At 61.8% G+C, this 15831-nt stretch carries 16 protein-coding genes; 13 read left to right on the forward strand and 3 right to left on the reverse strand.

Annotated features, from left to right (window positions below; translation table 11 throughout):
• The first annotated feature begins 769 nt into the window (after positions 1 to 769).
• Positions 770 to 997, forward strand: coding sequence for a hypothetical protein (locus tag K8I04_06230; protein ID MBZ0071307.1), 228 nt, complete (start codon positions 770 to 772; stop codon positions 995 to 997).
• A 35-nt stretch (positions 998 to 1032) separates the two neighbouring features.
• On the opposite strand, the gene K8I04_06235 is transcribed toward K8I04_06230, so the two are convergent.
• From K8I04_06235 to K8I04_06245, 3 genes are all read right to left on the reverse strand, one after another.
• Complete coding sequence (locus K8I04_06235; GenBank protein ID MBZ0071308.1) at positions 1033 to 1611, reverse strand: Maf family nucleotide pyrophosphatase; 579 nt, start codon at positions 1609 to 1611, stop codon at positions 1033 to 1035.
• Between the two features lie 81 nt (positions 1612 to 1692).
• Positions 1693 to 3516: a sodium-extruding oxaloacetate decarboxylase subunit alpha gene (oadA, locus tag K8I04_06240; GenBank protein ID MBZ0071309.1), complete on the reverse strand. Its 1824-nt coding sequence runs from the start codon at positions 3514 to 3516 to the stop codon at positions 1693 to 1695.
• 37 nt (positions 3517 to 3553) lie between these two features.
• Entirely contained in the window at positions 3554 to 4972 is a 1419-nt protein-coding gene (locus K8I04_06245) for an acetyl-CoA carboxylase biotin carboxylase subunit (GenBank protein ID MBZ0071310.1), read from the reverse strand.
• Between the two features lie 293 nt (positions 4973 to 5265).
• Here K8I04_06245 and K8I04_06250 point away from each other — a divergent pair, with 293 nt between their 5' ends.
• The 12 genes from K8I04_06250 (at position 5266) to tmk (ending at position 15668) form a co-directional block, all read left to right on the forward strand.
• Positions 5266 to 5694 (forward strand): YceD family protein, encoded by a 429-nt coding sequence (locus K8I04_06250; GenBank protein MBZ0071311.1) that lies wholly within the window; start codon positions 5266 to 5268, stop codon positions 5692 to 5694.
• Positions 5695 to 5717: 23 nt separating this feature from the next.
• Entirely contained in the window at positions 5718 to 5897 is a 180-nt protein-coding gene (gene rpmF / locus K8I04_06255) for a 50S ribosomal protein L32 (GenBank protein ID MBZ0071312.1), read from the forward strand.
• 138 nt (positions 5898 to 6035) lie between these two features.
• Complete coding sequence (gene plsX, locus K8I04_06260) at positions 6036 to 7067, forward strand: phosphate acyltransferase PlsX (GenBank protein MBZ0071313.1); 1032 nt, start codon at positions 6036 to 6038, stop codon at positions 7065 to 7067.
• Positions 7064 to 8032, forward strand: coding sequence for a ketoacyl-ACP synthase III (locus K8I04_06265; GenBank protein ID MBZ0071314.1), 969 nt, complete (start codon positions 7064 to 7066; stop codon positions 8030 to 8032). Before plsX ends, K8I04_06265 begins: the two co-directional genes overlap by 4 nt.
• A gap of 314 nt (positions 8033 to 8346) precedes the next feature.
• Positions 8347 to 9279 (forward strand): ACP S-malonyltransferase, encoded by a 933-nt coding sequence (fabD, locus tag K8I04_06270; protein MBZ0071315.1) that lies wholly within the window; start codon positions 8347 to 8349, stop codon positions 9277 to 9279.
• A 37-nt stretch (positions 9280 to 9316) separates the two neighbouring features.
• Positions 9317 to 10060, forward strand: a complete 744-nt coding sequence (gene fabG / locus K8I04_06275) for a 3-oxoacyl-ACP reductase FabG (GenBank protein MBZ0071316.1) — start codon at positions 9317 to 9319, stop codon at positions 10058 to 10060.
• Positions 10061 to 10232: 172 nt separating this feature from the next.
• Positions 10233 to 10469: an acyl carrier protein gene (acpP, locus tag K8I04_06280; protein ID MBZ0071317.1), complete on the forward strand. Its 237-nt coding sequence runs from the start codon at positions 10233 to 10235 to the stop codon at positions 10467 to 10469.
• Between the two features lie 345 nt (positions 10470 to 10814).
• Entirely contained in the window at positions 10815 to 12056 is a 1242-nt protein-coding gene (gene fabF, locus K8I04_06285) for a beta-ketoacyl-ACP synthase II (protein MBZ0071318.1), read from the forward strand.
• Positions 12057 to 12326: 270 nt separating this feature from the next.
• Complete coding sequence (gene pabC, locus K8I04_06290; GenBank protein ID MBZ0071319.1) at positions 12327 to 13154, forward strand: aminodeoxychorismate lyase; 828 nt, start codon at positions 12327 to 12329, stop codon at positions 13152 to 13154.
• A 214-nt stretch (positions 13155 to 13368) separates the two neighbouring features.
• Entirely contained in the window at positions 13369 to 14418 is a 1050-nt protein-coding gene (gene mltG / locus K8I04_06295; protein MBZ0071320.1) for an endolytic transglycosylase MltG, read from the forward strand.
• A gap of 26 nt (positions 14419 to 14444) precedes the next feature.
• On the forward strand, positions 14445 to 14981 hold the full coding sequence (locus tag K8I04_06300) for a pseudouridine synthase (protein ID MBZ0071321.1): 537 nt from the start codon (positions 14445 to 14447) through the stop codon (positions 14979 to 14981).
• Positions 14982 to 15044: 63 nt separating this feature from the next.
• Positions 15045 to 15668: a dTMP kinase gene (gene tmk, locus K8I04_06305; protein MBZ0071322.1), complete on the forward strand. Its 624-nt coding sequence runs from the start codon at positions 15045 to 15047 to the stop codon at positions 15666 to 15668.
• Positions 15669 to 15831 lie beyond the last annotated feature (163 nt).

The following is a 15831-nucleotide window of genomic DNA, read 5'->3' on the forward strand; positions in this document are numbered from 1 at the left end:
ATCACTGAAAAGGCTCCCTGCACTTCGTGTCCGGCTGTACATAGCATCGGCGACATGAGTGAAACCGTTCGGGGTCCCCGTCGCAGAAGGGGTGCGACTGCATTCACACATTAAGAAAAGAACTACGTGCCGACAGTGGAGGCCTGACAATTGGCAATAGTATTGAGAATGAATGGGGCAAACCCGTAAACCGGTCACAACACGCCTGCAGGCTTGGTGATGGATCTGAGCCTCATGGAGATACCGCGCTCTTTCGGTGGCCCAAAAGAAAATTCCCTTTAGGCCGAAAACCTCTGGATGGCCATTTACGAGGCTTCGGAGATGTGTGTCGCTGGTAAGGAAAATGCCTCTAAAAAGCTCAGATAATGTGCTTCGTTGGCTTTGGATGCATGCTGAAATCTGTGACTCGTCGCGCATTTTGGGCTGGCTCAATCCGTATCCTTATCCGCGGATCGGAAGGAGAGCCAGGCCAGGCCGTCAGGACCGGTCGGCTCATCGCCATTTCTGAAGGGAGCGACAGTTCAACGTGAAAATCGCAAAAGGTGCTGTGTGGGTTGTAGTTGGGGCTGGTTTGATGCTGGGAGGTTGCGGAGGAGGAGGGGGCGGTAGTACCGATGCCTCTGCACCGGCGGCTTCTCCGGCTGTCGTGAGCGGGCAGAGCGATGCACCGGATCTGGGCGGGACAGGGCGTGTGACCCTTGCCTGGTCGACAAATCCGACAAACGTCGATGGCAGCTGTACAGCGGGCCTGCGAGGTTACCGTATCAATATGGGACTGGCGCCCGGTTTGTATTCGACCAGCCTGCAGGTCGACACCCCACAGGTGAGTTGTACAACGACGGCAGATTCCAACGCATGCGGGGCAATTCAACGGTGCAGCTATACCATCGAGACACTGACCTCGGCCTCCTGGTACATTACCCTGCAGGCGGAAGACTTCTATGGTAACCGCAGTGGCAATTCGGATGAGGTCATCGCGACCGTCTACGGAGGCTGAGAATCCAGTGGTTCTTCTGCATGGTATTGCAGTGCTCAGCCCAGCACGGTGACGCCTTCTGTCTCCAGCATATCCACTAGCCGGATCAACGGCAGACCGATGAGCGCGCTGGGATCATCACCTTCCATGCGCTCGAACAGCGCGATGCCGAGTCCTTCGGATTTGAAGCTGCCCGCGCAGTTGAAGGGTCGTTCGCGACCGACATAGTCTTCGATCTGCGCCGGAGACAGGTGCCGGAAGATCACACTGAAAGGCACTACGTCCAGCTGGATGCGATCATCCGCGCTGTTGAACAGACACAACCCGGTCAGAAAGTCCACGCGCTGACCAGACAGGCGCGTAAGCTGCGCGCAGGCATGTTCGGCATCGCCCGGCTTGCCCAGAACCTCATCACCTACCACTGCGACCTGATCCGATCCAATGACCAGCCCCTGGCCTGCCCGCGTAGCGCCGGCACGTGCCTTGGCCTCCGAGAGACGATGGACAAGGGCAGTGGGTGCCTCACCCGGCAACGGCGTCTCATCGACCGCCGGTGAACAGACGGAGAATTCCAAGCCCAGCCGCTCCAGCAAGCTCTGTCGGTAGGGCGATGTGGAGGCAAGAATGAGGGGCAGGGCAGTCGTCATGGGAATATCTCCGTACAGTATCCGTACAGTATCGCGGGTGCAGTGGGCCGGATCGGGTAGAGGCCGGGGTTAACCGATCTCCATCAGCGTCTCGTCCGGATTGACGCTGTCACCCTTGGCGACGTGGATGGCGATGATGGTCCCGGTGATGGGCGCCTGGATCTCTGTCTCCATCTTCATCGCCTCGGCGACCAGCAGCGGATCCCCGGCCTGCACGGCTGCCCCGACCCCGACCAGTACATCGACGATGGTCCCCGGCATGGAGGTCGTCACGTGGCCCGGCTGACTGGCACGCGGCCGCTTGCTGCCCTTGTGTGGCCGTGGACCGGCGTTGTCCCCGGGTGCAACGGCCGGAATCTCCTCCAGCGATTCGACCAGGATCTCCTCGGGCATGCCGTCGACGGTGAGATAGAAGGGTCGCTGGTCCTGCTGCGGATGCCCCGACCCGGTGACACGGATGTGATAGGTCTCGCCATGCAGCGTGACATTGAATTCCGTCAGTCGGCCCAGGGCCGCGGGCTGGGTCGACTCGGGCGGCTCCAGCGGCTCGGGTACCAGCGCGTTGGCGGCACGTTTGGCCAGGAAATCTCGACCGATCTCCGGGAACATCGCAAATGTCAGAACGTCTTCCTCGCTCATGGCGAGTTTGCCGATCTCGCCGCGCAGATGCTCCATTTCCGGGTCCAGGAAGTCGGCAGGACGCACATCGATCACGTCCGCGTTACCGATGGCCTGCTGGCGCACAATGGAATTCACCTCGCCCGGTGCGCGACCATAGCGGCCCTGCAGGTACAGCTTCACCTCATTGGTGATGGTCTTGTAACGCTGGCCGGTGAGCACGTTCAACACCGCTTGCGTGCCGACGATCTGCGAGGTCGGCGTAACCAGCGGTGGATAGCCGAGGTCCTCCCGCACCCGGGGAATCTCCAGCAGCACCTCCTGCATACGGCCAAGCGCGCCCTGTTCACGCAGCTGGGTATAGAGGTTGGAGATCATGCCGCCGGGGACCTGATAGATCTGCACCCGCGTATCCAGACCGGTGAATTCGCTTTCGAACTGGTGATACTTCCTGCGCACCTCGCGGAAATAAAAGCCGATCTCCTGCAGGAGATGCAGGTCCAGCCTGGTGTCATATTCGGTGCCTGCCAGGGCGGCGACCATGCTTTCGGTCGGTGGATGGCTGGCACCGCCGGCGAACGCGGAGATGGCGGTATCGATATGCATACAGCCATTTTCGATGGCCTTGAGCTGGCACATCTCGGCCACACCGGCCGTGGCATGCATGTGCAGATGGATGGGCAGATCCGCCTCGGCACGCAACCGCCGGACCAGCTCGCCGGCGATCATGGGCGTAAGCAATCCTGCCATATCCTTGATGGCGATGCTGTCGCAGCCCAGCGCCACGAGTTCCCGCGCCATGGCCGCGAACTGCTCGATACCGTGCACGGGACTGGTGGTGTAACAGATCGTACCCTGGGCATGCTTGCCGGCCTGTTTGACGGCATCGATGGCGACCTGGAGATTACGGCTGTCGTTGAGGGCGTCGAAGATCCGAAATACGTCGATGCCATTGTCCGCAGCCCGGGCGACGAAGGCCCGCACGACGTCGTCCGAGTAGTTGCGGTAACCGAGCAGATTCTGCCCCCGGAGCAACATCTGCAGGCGGCTGTTCGGCAGTGCCTTGCGCAGGGTGCGCAGGCGTTCCCAGGGATCCTCCTTCAGAAAGCGCAGGCAGGCATCGAAGGTGGCGCCACCCCAGACCTCCAGCGACCAGTAGCCGACCCGGTCCAGCCGCTCGCAGATCGGCAGCATGTCCGCGGTACGCATGCGGGTGGCGATAAGCGACTGATGCGCGTCGCGCAGAACCAGTTCAGTGATATTGACCTTCGACATCGCTTGGCTTCCTGAAATTATACTAGCCACTGAACATTCAGTTCCCCAGATGCGCCGCCACCGCCGCGGCGATCACCGCGGCCAGTTCACGGGTGGGGCGGCTGGCAGGGTATTCCACCAGTTCCGGGTGCGTCTCGACGAAGCCTGTGTTGAACCGCCCGGACCGGAATTCCTCCGTCTTGAGGATCTCCAGATAGTAGGGGATCGTCGTTTTCACGCCATAAATGGCCATGTCTTCGAGCGCGCGCGCCGCCCGGTTGAGCAACTGTTCCCAATCCAGTGCCCATACCGTCAATTTGGCGCACATGGAATCGTAGTAGGGCGGAATCGGGTAGCCGGTGTAAATGGCCGCATCGGTACGTACGCCCGGACCACCGGGGGAAAAGTAATGGGTGATCCGGCCGAAGCTCGGCAGGAAATCGTTCTTGGGATCTTCCGCATTGATGCGGAACTCGATGGCGAAGCCACGCCGGGCAATCTCGTCCTGGCGGTAGCGCAACGGCAGGCCGGCAGCGATACGGATCTGTTCCTGTACGATGTCCACACCGGTGATCGTTTCAGTCACGGTGTGTTCCACCTGCAGGCGGGTATTCATTTCCATGAAATAGAAGTTCCCGTCCGCATCCATGAGAAATTCCACGGTCCCGGCGTTTTCGTAGCCGACGGCGCGCGCGGCACGGATCGCGTAGTCACCGAGCAGATCCCGCTGGGCATCGTTCAGTTGTGGTGACGGCGCGATCTCAATGAGTTTCTGATGACGGCGCTGGATGGAGCAATCACGCTCGAACAGCTGCACGACATTGCCATGACGATCGGCCAGCACCTGTATTTCGATGTGCCGCGGCTGGGTGACACATCTCTCCAGAAACACGTCGGCGCTGCCGAAGGCCTTGGTCGCCTCGGACAGTACCCGCTCATAGCTGCGCTGCAGGGCCTCTTCATCGGCACAGCGGCGGATGCCACGACCACCGCCACCTGAGGTGGCCTTGAGCATGATGGGATAACCGATCTCCCGGGCGAGGGCCCGCGCCTCGTCCAGCCCCGCGAGGTTGCCGTCGCTGCCCGGGATGACCGGTACGCCGGCGGCCTGCATGCAGCGGCGTGCCTCGGTCTTGTCGCCCATGCGCCGGATAACCTCGGCATTGGGACCGATGAAGCGAATGTTACGGCGGGCGCAGATCTCCGCCAGCAGCGGATTCTCGGACAGGAAGCCGTAACCCGGATGCAGGGCATCGCAGCCGGTCGCCACGGCCAGATTCACGATGCGGTGAGCATTCAGATAGCCGGCCACGGAATCGGGACCGATATTATAGGCCTCGTCGGCTTTTTTTACGTGCAGGGCATGGCGGTCGGCCGCGGTGAAAATGGCCACGGAGCGGATGCCCATCTCACGACAGGCCCGGCCGATACGCACTGCGATTTCGCCACGGTTGGCGATGAGGATCTTCTTGATCACCGGCAGTCCACGAGAGGGCCGCTGTCCCGATGGGGCAGCGGCACAACGGAAAGTCCTTTCCGGCAAGTAGTTAGAGACCGGAATGAGGCTGATTTCTACGGAATATCCGCCCCGCTGTCAATCGCCGCAGGGGCGGTCGCCGAGCGTGGCATTTCCCCATTTTTTGTTTTGACACAAATGCTTGTCACGGTTATTATGCGCGGCTTATGCGAGATCGGCTGCCGGATTTGTTGGACCCGGAATCCCTGACGTCCGCAGGCCGTGAATATCGCGGCAGGCTGGCAACGGCGGGGATGCAACGGCTCGCTGCACTGGTGCACGATAATGAGGTGCCGGATCTCGATGTGCGGCTGTTCGCCGGACGCGATGCGGAGGGGCGACGGTATGTTGCCGGCCACATCGACGGGCTCTTGCATCTGCGCTGTCAACGCTGTCTCGCGGCACTGGATTTTCCGCTGCTACTGGACTTCAGCCTAGCGCTGGTGGAGAGCGAGACCGAGGCCGATCGTCTCGGCGGGGAGTATGAGCCGCTGCTGATCGGCAGCGAGCGCATCGCGGTTCGCGACCTGATCGAGGATGAACTGCTGCTGACGCTGCCAGATTTCCCGCAGCATGCGGATACGCGCTGCGCCCTGCCGGCCTATTCGGAACAGGAGGCCGGCGCGCATACGGAAGACCAACCCAACCCGTTCGCGGTGCTGGCCACTTTGAAACGTAAATAGCTTTTGTGTCAGGAGTCTAGTCCATGGCCGTTCAACAGAACCGTAAAACCCCTTCCAAGCGTGGCATGCGCCGGGCACACGACCGCCTGGAAAACCCCACGTTGTCGATCGAACCCACCACGGGTGAGACCCATCTGCGTCACCATATCAGCGCGGATGGTTACTATCGCGGCCGCAAGGTCCTGTCCCGTAACGAGGACTGAGGCCGACACCCGACATCCACCGCTGCAACGAGCCTTTCCACGGGCTCGGTGCAGCGGTGGATGTTTTTTATTCATGCCAATCGATAGCAGTGGCTACCGATCGATAGTGGCTTCACGGACCTCCTGCACCTGACCCAAATGAGTTCGGATATAACGATCGCTTTGGATGCGATGGGTGGTGACCAAGGTATCGATACGGTCGTCCCTGCAGCACTGAACACCCTCAAGCACCGGCCCGATCTCCACTTGATCCTGGTCGGCGATCAGGCAAAGCTGCAGCAGCGCCTGCAGCAAACAGACCATCAGGCGGTGGCTGACCGCCTGCACATCCACCATGCAGCAGAGGTCGTGGGCATGGACGAATCGCCGTCACGCGCCCTGCGATTGAAGAAAGATTCCTCCCTGCGCGTGGCCATCGATCTGGTCAAGCGTGGTACCGCTCAGGCCTGTGTCAGTGCGGGCAACACCGGCGCGCTCATGGCCACCGCCCGCTACGTACTGAAAACCCTCCCGGGCATCGATCGGCCGGCGATCTCGACCTCCATCCCCAACGTCAAAGGCCATACCTTGATGCTCGATCTCGGCGCCAATATCGACTGCAGTGCCGAGCACCTGTTCCAATTCGCGGTGATGGGCTCGGTGCTGGCGAACGCGGTACATGGTCTCGAGCGCCCGCGTGTCGGCCTGCTCAACATCGGTGAGGAGGAGATCAAGGGCAACGACCAGGTCAAGGAGGCCGCGCGGCTGCTGGCGGCCAGCTCGCTGAACTACACCGGCTTCGTGGAAGGCGATGACGTTTACAAGGGCGGGGTCGACGTGGTGGTTTGTGACGGCTTCGTCGGTAATGTCGCTCTGAAGACCAGCGAAGGTGTTGCGAAAATGATCGGCCATTTCATCCGCGAGGAATTCAAACGCAACCTCTTGACCCGGCTGGCTGGCCTGATCGCCATGCCGGTGCTGGGGGCATTCCGCCAGCGCATCGATCCTCGGCGGTATAATGGTGCGAGCCTGCTGGGACTGCGCGGCATCGTGATCAAGAGCCACGGTGGTGCCGATGCACTGGCATTCGAAAACGCGATCAATGTGGCCGTCCTCGAGGTGCAGAAGGCCGTTCCGGATCGCATCGATCATCTTCTGGAATCTGTGCTGACTGAAAGGTGTGCCGACTGATGCATGCACGAATCACGGGGACCGGCAGCTATCTACCTGACAAGGTGCTGACCAACCATGATCTGGAACGCATGGTCAACACCAGCGACGCCTGGATCCGCGAACGCACCGGCATCGAGAAGCGCCACATCGCGGCCGCTGATCAGACGACCTGCGACCTCGCCGAACAGGCGTCACGCCATGCACTGGAGGCGGCCGGCCGCACACCTCAGGATGTTGATCTGATCATCGTCGCGACGACCACCCCCGACCGTATCTTCCCCAGCACCGCCTGTCTGCTGCAGCAGCGTCTCGACATCCACGGCTGCGCCGCCTTCGATGTGCAGGCAGTATGTACCGGTTTCATCTATGCCCTGGGGATAGCCGACAAGTTCATCCGTACCGGTGCGGCGAAATGCGCACTGGTAGTCGGTGCGGAGACGCTGTCGCGCATCGTCGACTGGAGCGACCGCAGTACCTGTGTACTGTTCGGCGACGGCGCCGGTGCGGTGGTGTTGGAGGCGAGCGGGGAGCCCGGCATCCTCTCTACCCATTTGCACGCCGACGGCCGCTACGAGAGCCTCCTGACAGTGAATGCCGGCGTGTCACAAGGCTATGATCGTCTGGCGAGCAGCGGTGGCTTCATCGAGATGAAGGGCAACGAGGTGTTCAAGATGGCGGTCAACACCCTCGGCCGCATCGTCGACGAGACGCTCGCCGCCAATCATATGAAGAAGTCCGATGTCGATTGGCTGATCCCGCACCAGGCCAACATCCGTATCATCCAGGCGACCGCCAAGAAGCTGAAACTGCCGACCGAGCGTGTGGTCATGACCGTCGCCCAGCACGGCAACACGTCGGCCGCCTCCGTACCGCTGGCACTCGACACCGCCGTCCGCGACGGCCGTATTCAACGTGGTGAAATACTGCTGATGGAGGCCTTCGGCGGCGGCTTCACCTGGGGCTCGGCGCTGGTCAAGTTTTAACAGATACGGACTTCAGGGATTTTTTAACCACGAAGGACACGAAGGCGCACAAAGGAAACCGCAAGGCACTTTTACCGCAAAGGACGCGAAGGCGCGCAAAGGAAATCTTGAAAAAAGCCCAAAGACTGCATGTGCCACGGAAACACACGGAAATACACGGAAGATGGGGGTACGGCGGGTTCTGCATTCCGTGTGCTTCCGTGTGTTTCCGTGGCTGAAATGAATGTTTTAGGTTTAATACTTATTGATGATTTCCTTTGTGCGCCTTCGTGTCCTTCGTGGTTAAAGTTCATTTTTTGCAAACACAGACATCCATGAACAAACAACTCGCAATCGTCTTTCCCGGTCAGGGCTCGCAATCTGTCGGCATGCTGGCGGAACTTGCCGGTGCGCACTCCGAGGTGGAGGCTACCTTCGCCGAGGCGTCTACGGTCCTCGGATATGATCTCTGGGCGCTCGTGCAGGATGGCCCGGAGGCCGATCTCAATCAGACCGATCGCACGCAACCGGCCATGCTCGCCGCCGGTGTCGCCGTATGGCGCATCTGGACCAGACAGGGCGGGGCGGCACCGGCCTTCCTGGCCGGGCACAGCCTTGGTGAGTACACGGCACTGGTGTGCGCCGGCAGCCTCGCGTTCAGTGACGGCATCCGTCTGGTCGCCGAGCGTGGCCGCCGCATGCAGGTGGCGGTCCCGGCGGGTATCGGCGCCATGGCCGCGATCCTCGGACTCGATGATGACCAGGTGCGCGCGGCCTGCAGTGCGGCCGCGCAGGGCGAGGTCGTGCAGGCGGTGAATTTCAATTCGCCCGGGCAGGTGGTCATCGCCGGCCATAAGGCTGCGGTGGAGCGCGCCTGCACGGGTGCCAAGGCGATGGGTGCCAAACGGGCCGTACCGCTGACGGTGAGCGTGCCGTCACACAGCAGTCTCATGCAACCCGCGGCGGAGGCCTTTGCGGCGACGCTCGCGACCACCGGCATCGAGGCGCCGCGGATCCCGGTGATCCACAACGCGGATGTCGCGGCCTACACCGACCCCGCCGCCATCCGCGACGCGCTCATCCGCCAGATCTATACTCCGGTGCGCTGGGTCGAGACCATCCAGTATCTGTCTGGGCAGGGCATCACGCACATCATCGAGGCCGGCCCCGGCAAGGTGCTGACCGGGCTGAACAAGCGCATCGACAAGCACATCGCCTCACTGGCGGCCTTCGATAGCGCATCGCTGGCTGCGGCGCTAGTCGGCTGAAGATGGATTTCGTGGCTGAGATTTTCGGGAGGAAGCTATGTCACTGAGCAACGAAATTGTTCTTGTCACCGGCGCGAGCCGTGGCATCGGCCAGGCCATTGCGTTGGAGCTCGGCCGTCAGGGCGCAACGGTGATCGGCACCGCCACCACCGAGGGCGGCGCCCAGGCTATCGGCGAGGCACTGGCCGCGGCATCCATCAAGGGCGCGGGCAAGGTGTTGAACGTCACCGAAGCGGACTCCGTGGAGACGCTCATCAAGGCCATCGAGACCGAGTTCGGCACGCTGTCCATCTTGGTCAACAACGCCGGCATCACGCGTGACACGCTCCTGATGCGCATGAAGGACGAGGACTGGAACACCGTCATCGATACCAATCTCAGTTCGGTGTTCCGCCTGTCCAAGGCCTGTCTGCGCGGCATGATGAAGGCCCGCAAGGGGCGGATCATCAACATCGCCTCGGTGGTCGGTGCAACTGGCAATCCCGGCCAGGCCAACTACGCGGCGGCGAAGGCGGGTATGATCGGGTTCGCCAAGTCGCTGGCCCGTGAGGTCGGCTCGCGCGGCATCACCGTGAATACGGTCGCGCCCGGCTTCATCGACACCGACATGACCCGCGCACTCGCAGAGGAACAGCGCGCCGCATTGCTGACGAATATTCCACTGGGACGTCTCGGCACCGCCCAGGACATCGCCCACGCCGTCGCCTTCCTGGCCTCCGACGCCGCGACCTATGTCACGGGTGAGACATTGCACATCAACGGCGGTATGTACATGGCTTGATGTTATTTTTGGAAATACTTCGTAGCTATTTGTAATGGAATATATTTTTATGTCGAATGCCAGACCTGTCTGGCTCCATTGGCGGCCCGACTTTCGCTGGCACGCCCCCTGGCTTTTCACTACAATACCGCCCGCAGCCTGTGCGGCCTGATTTCTGGAGGAAATACCCGTCATGAGTAATGTCGAAGAACGCGTCAAGAAGATCGTTGTGGAACAGTTGGGTGTCAAAGAAGGAGAAGTCACGAATGCGGCATCCTTCGTCGACGATCTCGGCGCCGACTCACTGGATACGGTCGAACTGGTGATGGCCCTCGAAGAAGAGTTCGAGTGTGAGATCCCGGACGAAGAGGCCGAGAAGATCACCACCGTCCAGCAGGCGATCGACTATATCAACGCACACCAGGGCTGAACCTTTCGGCCTGCAAAAAGAAGCCGCAACCACGCCCGTGGTCGCGGCCTTTTCTTTTTCTGGAAGGTCCGGGCGGAGCCCGGATTCCAGGTGGATTCTGAGTCACTGCTGTCCCGTAAGCCCAAAAACTGCATTTGCCACGGAAGCACACGATAAAACATAGACAAGATTATAGGCTTCACACGACATCCCACGTCACCCGCCCAGTGCTGAGGTAGAACTTCGTGACGTAGTTTCATTTCAATGTCTTCTGTGTGCTTCCGTGGCTGAGATGAGTGTTTTCAGGGTAAAAGTAATGGGCCAGCAGGGATTCTGAGTGGATTCTGGCAACAGAGGGACTGAACGGTGTCTAAGCGGCGCGTCGTCATCACGGGATTAGGTATTATTTCGCCGGTCGGCAACACTGTGGCCGAGGCCTGGCAGAACATCCTCGCGGGGCGGGGCGGCATCCGGCCGATCGAGGACTTCGATGTATCGGCCTTCCCGGTACGCTTCGGTGGTACGGTCGTCGGCTTCGATCCGGCCCAGTACATCCCTCCCAAAGATGTGAAAAAGATGGACCCCTTCATCCACTACGGCATCGCTGCCGGCTGCCAGGCAATCGCGGACGCCGGGCTGGAGGTGACGGAGACCAATGCCGAGCGCATCGGCGTGGCCATCGGTTCAGGCATCGGTGGGCTGTACACCATCGAGAAGCAACATACACAACTGCTGGATGGCGGTGCCCGCAAGATCTCGCCGTTCTTCGTACCGGCCAGCATCATCAATATGATCTCGGGAAATCTGTCCATCATGCATGGACTGAAGGGCCCGAACATCGCCATCGTCACCGCCTGCACGACCGGGACGCACAACATCGGCGACGCCGCACGCATCATTGCCTACGGCGATGCCGATGTGATGGTCGCCGGTGGTGCCGAGATGGCCACCACGCCGTTGGGCCTGGGCGGCTTCGCCGCAGCCCGTGCGCTATCCACCCGCAACGACGATCCGGCCACAGCCAGCCGGCCATGGGACAAGGACCGTGATGGCTTCGTACTCGGTGACGGTGCCGGCGTGCTGGTCCTCGAAGAATACGAGCATGCGCGTAAGCGCGGCGCGAAGATCTACGCCGAGGTCGTCGGCTACGGCATGAGCGGCGATGCCCACCACATGACTCAGCCGTCCCCCGGCGGCGAGGGCGCCAAGCGCTGCATGTTGAATGCGCTGCGGGACGCCGGCGCTACCCCCGCTCAGGTGCACTACATCAATGCCCACGGCACCTCGACGCCGGCGGGTGACAAGGCCGAGACGATGGCCGTCAAAGCCGCGCTGGGTAGCCAGGCCACAGCGGTCGCAATGAGTTCCACCAAGTCCATGACGGGCCACCTGCTTGGTGCCGCCGGTGGCATCGAGGCGGTGTTCACCGCCTTGGCCGTACGTGATCAGGTCGCCCCACCAACGATCAATTACACGACGCCGGACCCGGACTGCGATCTCGACTACGTGCCCAACACGGCGCGCGAGATGAAGATTGATATCGCCCTGTCCAATTCCTTCGGCTTCGGCGGCACCAACGGCACCATCGTCCTGCGGCGGCTGCAGTAACCGTCGGACTGCGGATCAGCGGGGAATGCGCAGGACGCGGGATGAACCTTATTGGCTACAAAACCCGTCAGCCACGGAAATACACGGAAATACACGGAAGTACACCGAAGTGAAACCGCGTCGCGAGACCTCGCCTCAGCGCCTCGCGGGTGACGTGGGCTGTTGTGTGAAGCATATGATCTTGTCCGTGTACTTCCGTGGCCAATAAGATCCTTTTCACGCGCCTTCGCGTGGAAGGGCTATTAGCGCAGATACACTAGAATACGCCGCATGTACAACCGCTGCCTCATCAACGGAGCCCCCGGCGACAGCATCGCGATCACCGATCGGGGTCTGCAGTTTGGTGACGGCGTGTTCGAGACGCTGGCCGTGCGCGCAGGCCGCTGCGAGTTCTGGGACCGGCATCTGCAACGCCTGATGATGGGCTGCGCCGCCTTGCACCTGCCCGCCCCTCCGATGGACTTGCTGGCAGAGGAGGCGGACAGGCTCGTGCGCGACGTGCGGCAGGGCGTTCTGAAGATCATCGTCACCCGCGGGAGCGGCGGCCGCGGCTACCGGCCACCACAGGCCGTGGTACCGACACGTATCCTGACACTGTCAGAATGGCCGGACTATCCCGCTGACTGGCAGGCTGCCGGTGTCGCAGTGCGGCTGTGTGCACAGCGTCTCGGCAGCCAGCCGGCGCTCGCGGGTATCAAACATCTGAACCGGCTGGAACAGGTGCTGGCTCGCCTGGAATGGGACGATGCCGACATCGCCGAGGGCCTGCTGTGTGATCCGCAGGGCCATGTCATCGAAGGCATCTCGACCAACCTGTTCAGCGTCCAGGCGGGACGCCTGCGCACACCGTCTCTGGAGCACTGCGGCGTCGCCGGCATCATGCGCGCCGTCGTCATGGAGATCGCGCGTGACGCAGGTATAGTCTGTGAAGTGGCACCGATCGATGCGGATGCCCTGTACACCGCCGACGAGATCTTCCTCACCAACAGTCTGATCGGCATCTGGCCGGTGCGTCGACTGGAGGCTTGGCAACGCCCGCCAGGACCGGTCACGCGCCGCCTGCAGGCCGTCCTGGATACGTTACAGGGCCACCGCTGACCCTTTGGCACTTACCTAAACCATTTTTGGCCACGGAATCCACGGAATGACACGGAAAAAGGCATGCTTGTCTAAAGCCCGGGAACCGAATCGCGGAAGTGATGATCCTGGGCTTGTATAGTAAATTCCTTCCGTATCATTCCGGCGATTCCGTGACCATTTATCCAACACATCGGCTTCAGTAAGCGCCATTCGACTCTGGCCCCGAGATCTTATGAGCAACGAACCTTCACCCGTCTCACGCCCACGGCGCGGCCTCGCGGGTCGGCTGTTCCGATTCGCCGGACTGCTGATCATCATCGCGAGCGTGGCGGCCGCCTGGATGTTCATGGAATACCGCAGTTTCACTCAGACACCGCTGACCGTTCCGGCCACAGGGCTGGTCATCGACATCCCCGCCGGCCGGTCGGTGCGCGCTATCGCCCGCGACCTGAAACGCCGCGGGCTGATCGGGCAGCCACAGTTTCTGGAATGGATGGCGCGACACTCCGGCGCGGCGGCAAGACTTCAGGCCGGCGAATACCGCATCGAACCGGGCCTGCTGCCGGAGGCCTTTCTGCAGCAGCTCATCGCGGGCCGCGTGGTGCAGTATGGGCTGACGATCGTGGAGGGCTGGACGTTTCGACAGCTGCTCGAGGCGATGCACAGCAACGACGCACTGCAGCACACGCTGCAGGATCAATCCGACGAGGCCATCATGATGGCGCTGGGGCAGCCCGGCGAGCATCCCGAAGGGCGCTTCCTGCCAGACACCTACCATTTCCCCCGCGGCACCACCGATACCGCCTTCCTGAAGCGCGCCTACGCCGCCATGCAGGAGACCCTGACGCGCGAATGGGCGTCCAGGGCCCCGGGGCTACCCTTGGAGTCACCGTACGAGGCGCTGGTTCTCGCCTCGATCATCGAAAAGGAGACCGGCGTCGCCGAGGAGCGGGCGCGCATCGCCGGTGTGTTCGTACGCCGTCTGCAGAAGGGCATGCGCTTGCAGACCGACCCGACGGTGATTTACGGTATCGGCACCGATTTCGACGGCAACATCCGCTCCGCCGACCTGCGCCGTGACACACCCTACAACACCTATACCCGCGGCGGCCTGCCGCCGACGCCGATCGCCCTGCCAGGCACGGACGCTATCCATGCAGCGCTGCATCCGGCCGATGGCAAGGCACTCTATTTCGTCTCCAAGGGTGATGGCAGCCATGTCTTCTCCGCGACGCTGGAGGAGCACAACCGTGCCGTGCGTCAATATCAGCTCAAGCGCTGACGCGCGCGGCAATCTCCCGCTTCCTCATGCTCATCCTCTTCAACAAACCCTTCCGGGTGCTGTCACAGTTCAGCCGGGAAGGCGATAAGCGCACGCTCCAGGACTACATCGATCTACCCGGGGTGTATCCGGCCGGGCGGCTGGACTACGACAGCGAGGGTCTGCTGCTGCTCACCGACGACGGTCGCTTGCAGCAGCGCATCGCCCATCCGCGCTTCGAAAAGGAAAAGGAGTATCTCGTCCAGGTCGAGGGCCTGCCGACCGAGGCCGATCTCGACCGGTTGCGGCACGGCGTCTCGCTGCCGGACGGCCCGACGCGTCCGGCCCGCGTTGCGTTGATCGAGCCGCCCGCGCTCTGGGCGCGCGACCCGCCGGTGCGCTTCCGCCAGGCGATCCCGACCCACTGGTTGCGGCTGGTGATCACCGAGGGCCGTAACCGTCAGGTGCGGCGCATGACCGCCCACATCGGCTTTCCGACCCTGCGGCTGGTCCGCTGGCGTATCGACGACTGGACGCTTGAGGGTCTTCCCAGCGGCGCCTGCCGGATTCTGGAGCATATCTGAAGCGGGGTGCACCCTGTGTCGCCCGCCGCTACACTAGGAACCTGTCGGACTTGGGCGAGGATAATGCGCGGACGTTTCATCACTGTAGAAGGCGGGGAAGGGGTGGGAAAGACCACCAACCTCGACTACATCCGCTGCGCCCTGGAACGTGCCGGTAAAACCGTCCACGTCACCCGCGAGCCCGGCGGCACCCCGCTGGGCGAACGCATCCGCGAGCTGTTGCTCGACCCCACCCATCAAGGCATGGCCGCGGACTGCGAGCTGTTGCTGGTGTTCGCCGCCCGCGCCCAGCACCTGACCAAGGTCATCGAACCGGCCCTGGCGACCGGGGAGTGGGTGCTGTGCGATCGTTTCACGGACGCGACCTACGCCTATCAAGGTGGCGGACGTGGCCTGCCACGGCGGCAGATCGAGGCCTTGGAACAACTGGTCCAGGGCGATCTGCGCCCCGATCTCACCCTGCTGTTGGACGTGCCGGTGGACATCGGTCTGGCGCGGGCCGAGGCACGCAGCGCCTTGGATCGTTTCGAGCAGGAGGAGGCGGCTTTTTTCGAACGGGTGCGTGCGGCCTACCTCGAGCGCGCCGCCGCGGCCCCGCAGCGTTATGCCGTGATCGACGCAGACCGCCCATTGTCCGAGGTGCAGGAGCAGATCGACCACACCTTATCTATGATTCTGGATAAGTAATATAGTGTAATTATCTGAATTTACTTAAAAACACCACCTAAGCCACGGAAGCAAACGGACTGAATCTTGTTAACCACGAAAATACTTTTCAGGATAAAAGAACTTCATTCACCACGGAAGCACACGGAAATACACGGAATGTAAAAATCCACCGCACCCCCAT

The organism is Gammaproteobacteria bacterium (genome assembly GCA_019911805.1).
In the GTDB taxonomy this organism is placed as follows: domain Bacteria; phylum Pseudomonadota; class Gammaproteobacteria; order Thiohalobacterales; family Thiohalobacteraceae; genus JAHJQQ01.

Bases quoted from the DNA above. Each gene is read 5' to 3' on its own strand.
- fabG (MBZ0071316.1), top strand. From the start codon at position 9,317: ATGTCACTGAGCAACGAAATTGTTCTTGTCACCGGCGCGAGCCGTGGC.
- tmk (MBZ0071322.1), top strand. From the start codon at position 15,045: ATGCGCGGACGTTTCATCACTGTAGAAGGCGGGGAAGGGGTGGGAAAG.
- acpP (MBZ0071317.1), top strand. From the start codon at position 10,233: ATGAGTAATGTCGAAGAACGCGTCAAGAAGATCGTTGTGGAACAGTTG.
- mltG (MBZ0071320.1), top strand. From the start codon at position 13,369: ATGAGCAACGAACCTTCACCCGTCTCACGCCCACGGCGCGGCCTCGCG.
- fabD (MBZ0071315.1), top strand. From the start codon at position 8,347: ATGAACAAACAACTCGCAATCGTCTTTCCCGGTCAGGGCTCGCAATCT.
- oadA (MBZ0071309.1), bottom strand. From the start codon at position 3,516: ATGTCGAAGGTCAATATCACTGAACTGGTTCTGCGCGACGCGCATCAG.
- rpmF (MBZ0071312.1), top strand. From the start codon at position 5,718: ATGGCCGTTCAACAGAACCGTAAAACCCCTTCCAAGCGTGGCATGCGC.
- K8I04_06250 (MBZ0071311.1), top strand. From the start codon at position 5,266: ATGCAACGGCTCGCTGCACTGGTGCACGATAATGAGGTGCCGGATCTC.
- K8I04_06300 (MBZ0071321.1), top strand. From the start codon at position 14,445: ATGCTCATCCTCTTCAACAAACCCTTCCGGGTGCTGTCACAGTTCAGC.
- pabC (MBZ0071319.1), top strand. From the start codon at position 12,327: ATGTACAACCGCTGCCTCATCAACGGAGCCCCCGGCGACAGCATCGCG.
- K8I04_06230 (MBZ0071307.1), top strand. From the start codon at position 770: ATGGGACTGGCGCCCGGTTTGTATTCGACCAGCCTGCAGGTCGACACC.
- plsX (MBZ0071313.1), top strand. From the start codon at position 6,036: ATGAGTTCGGATATAACGATCGCTTTGGATGCGATGGGTGGTGACCAA.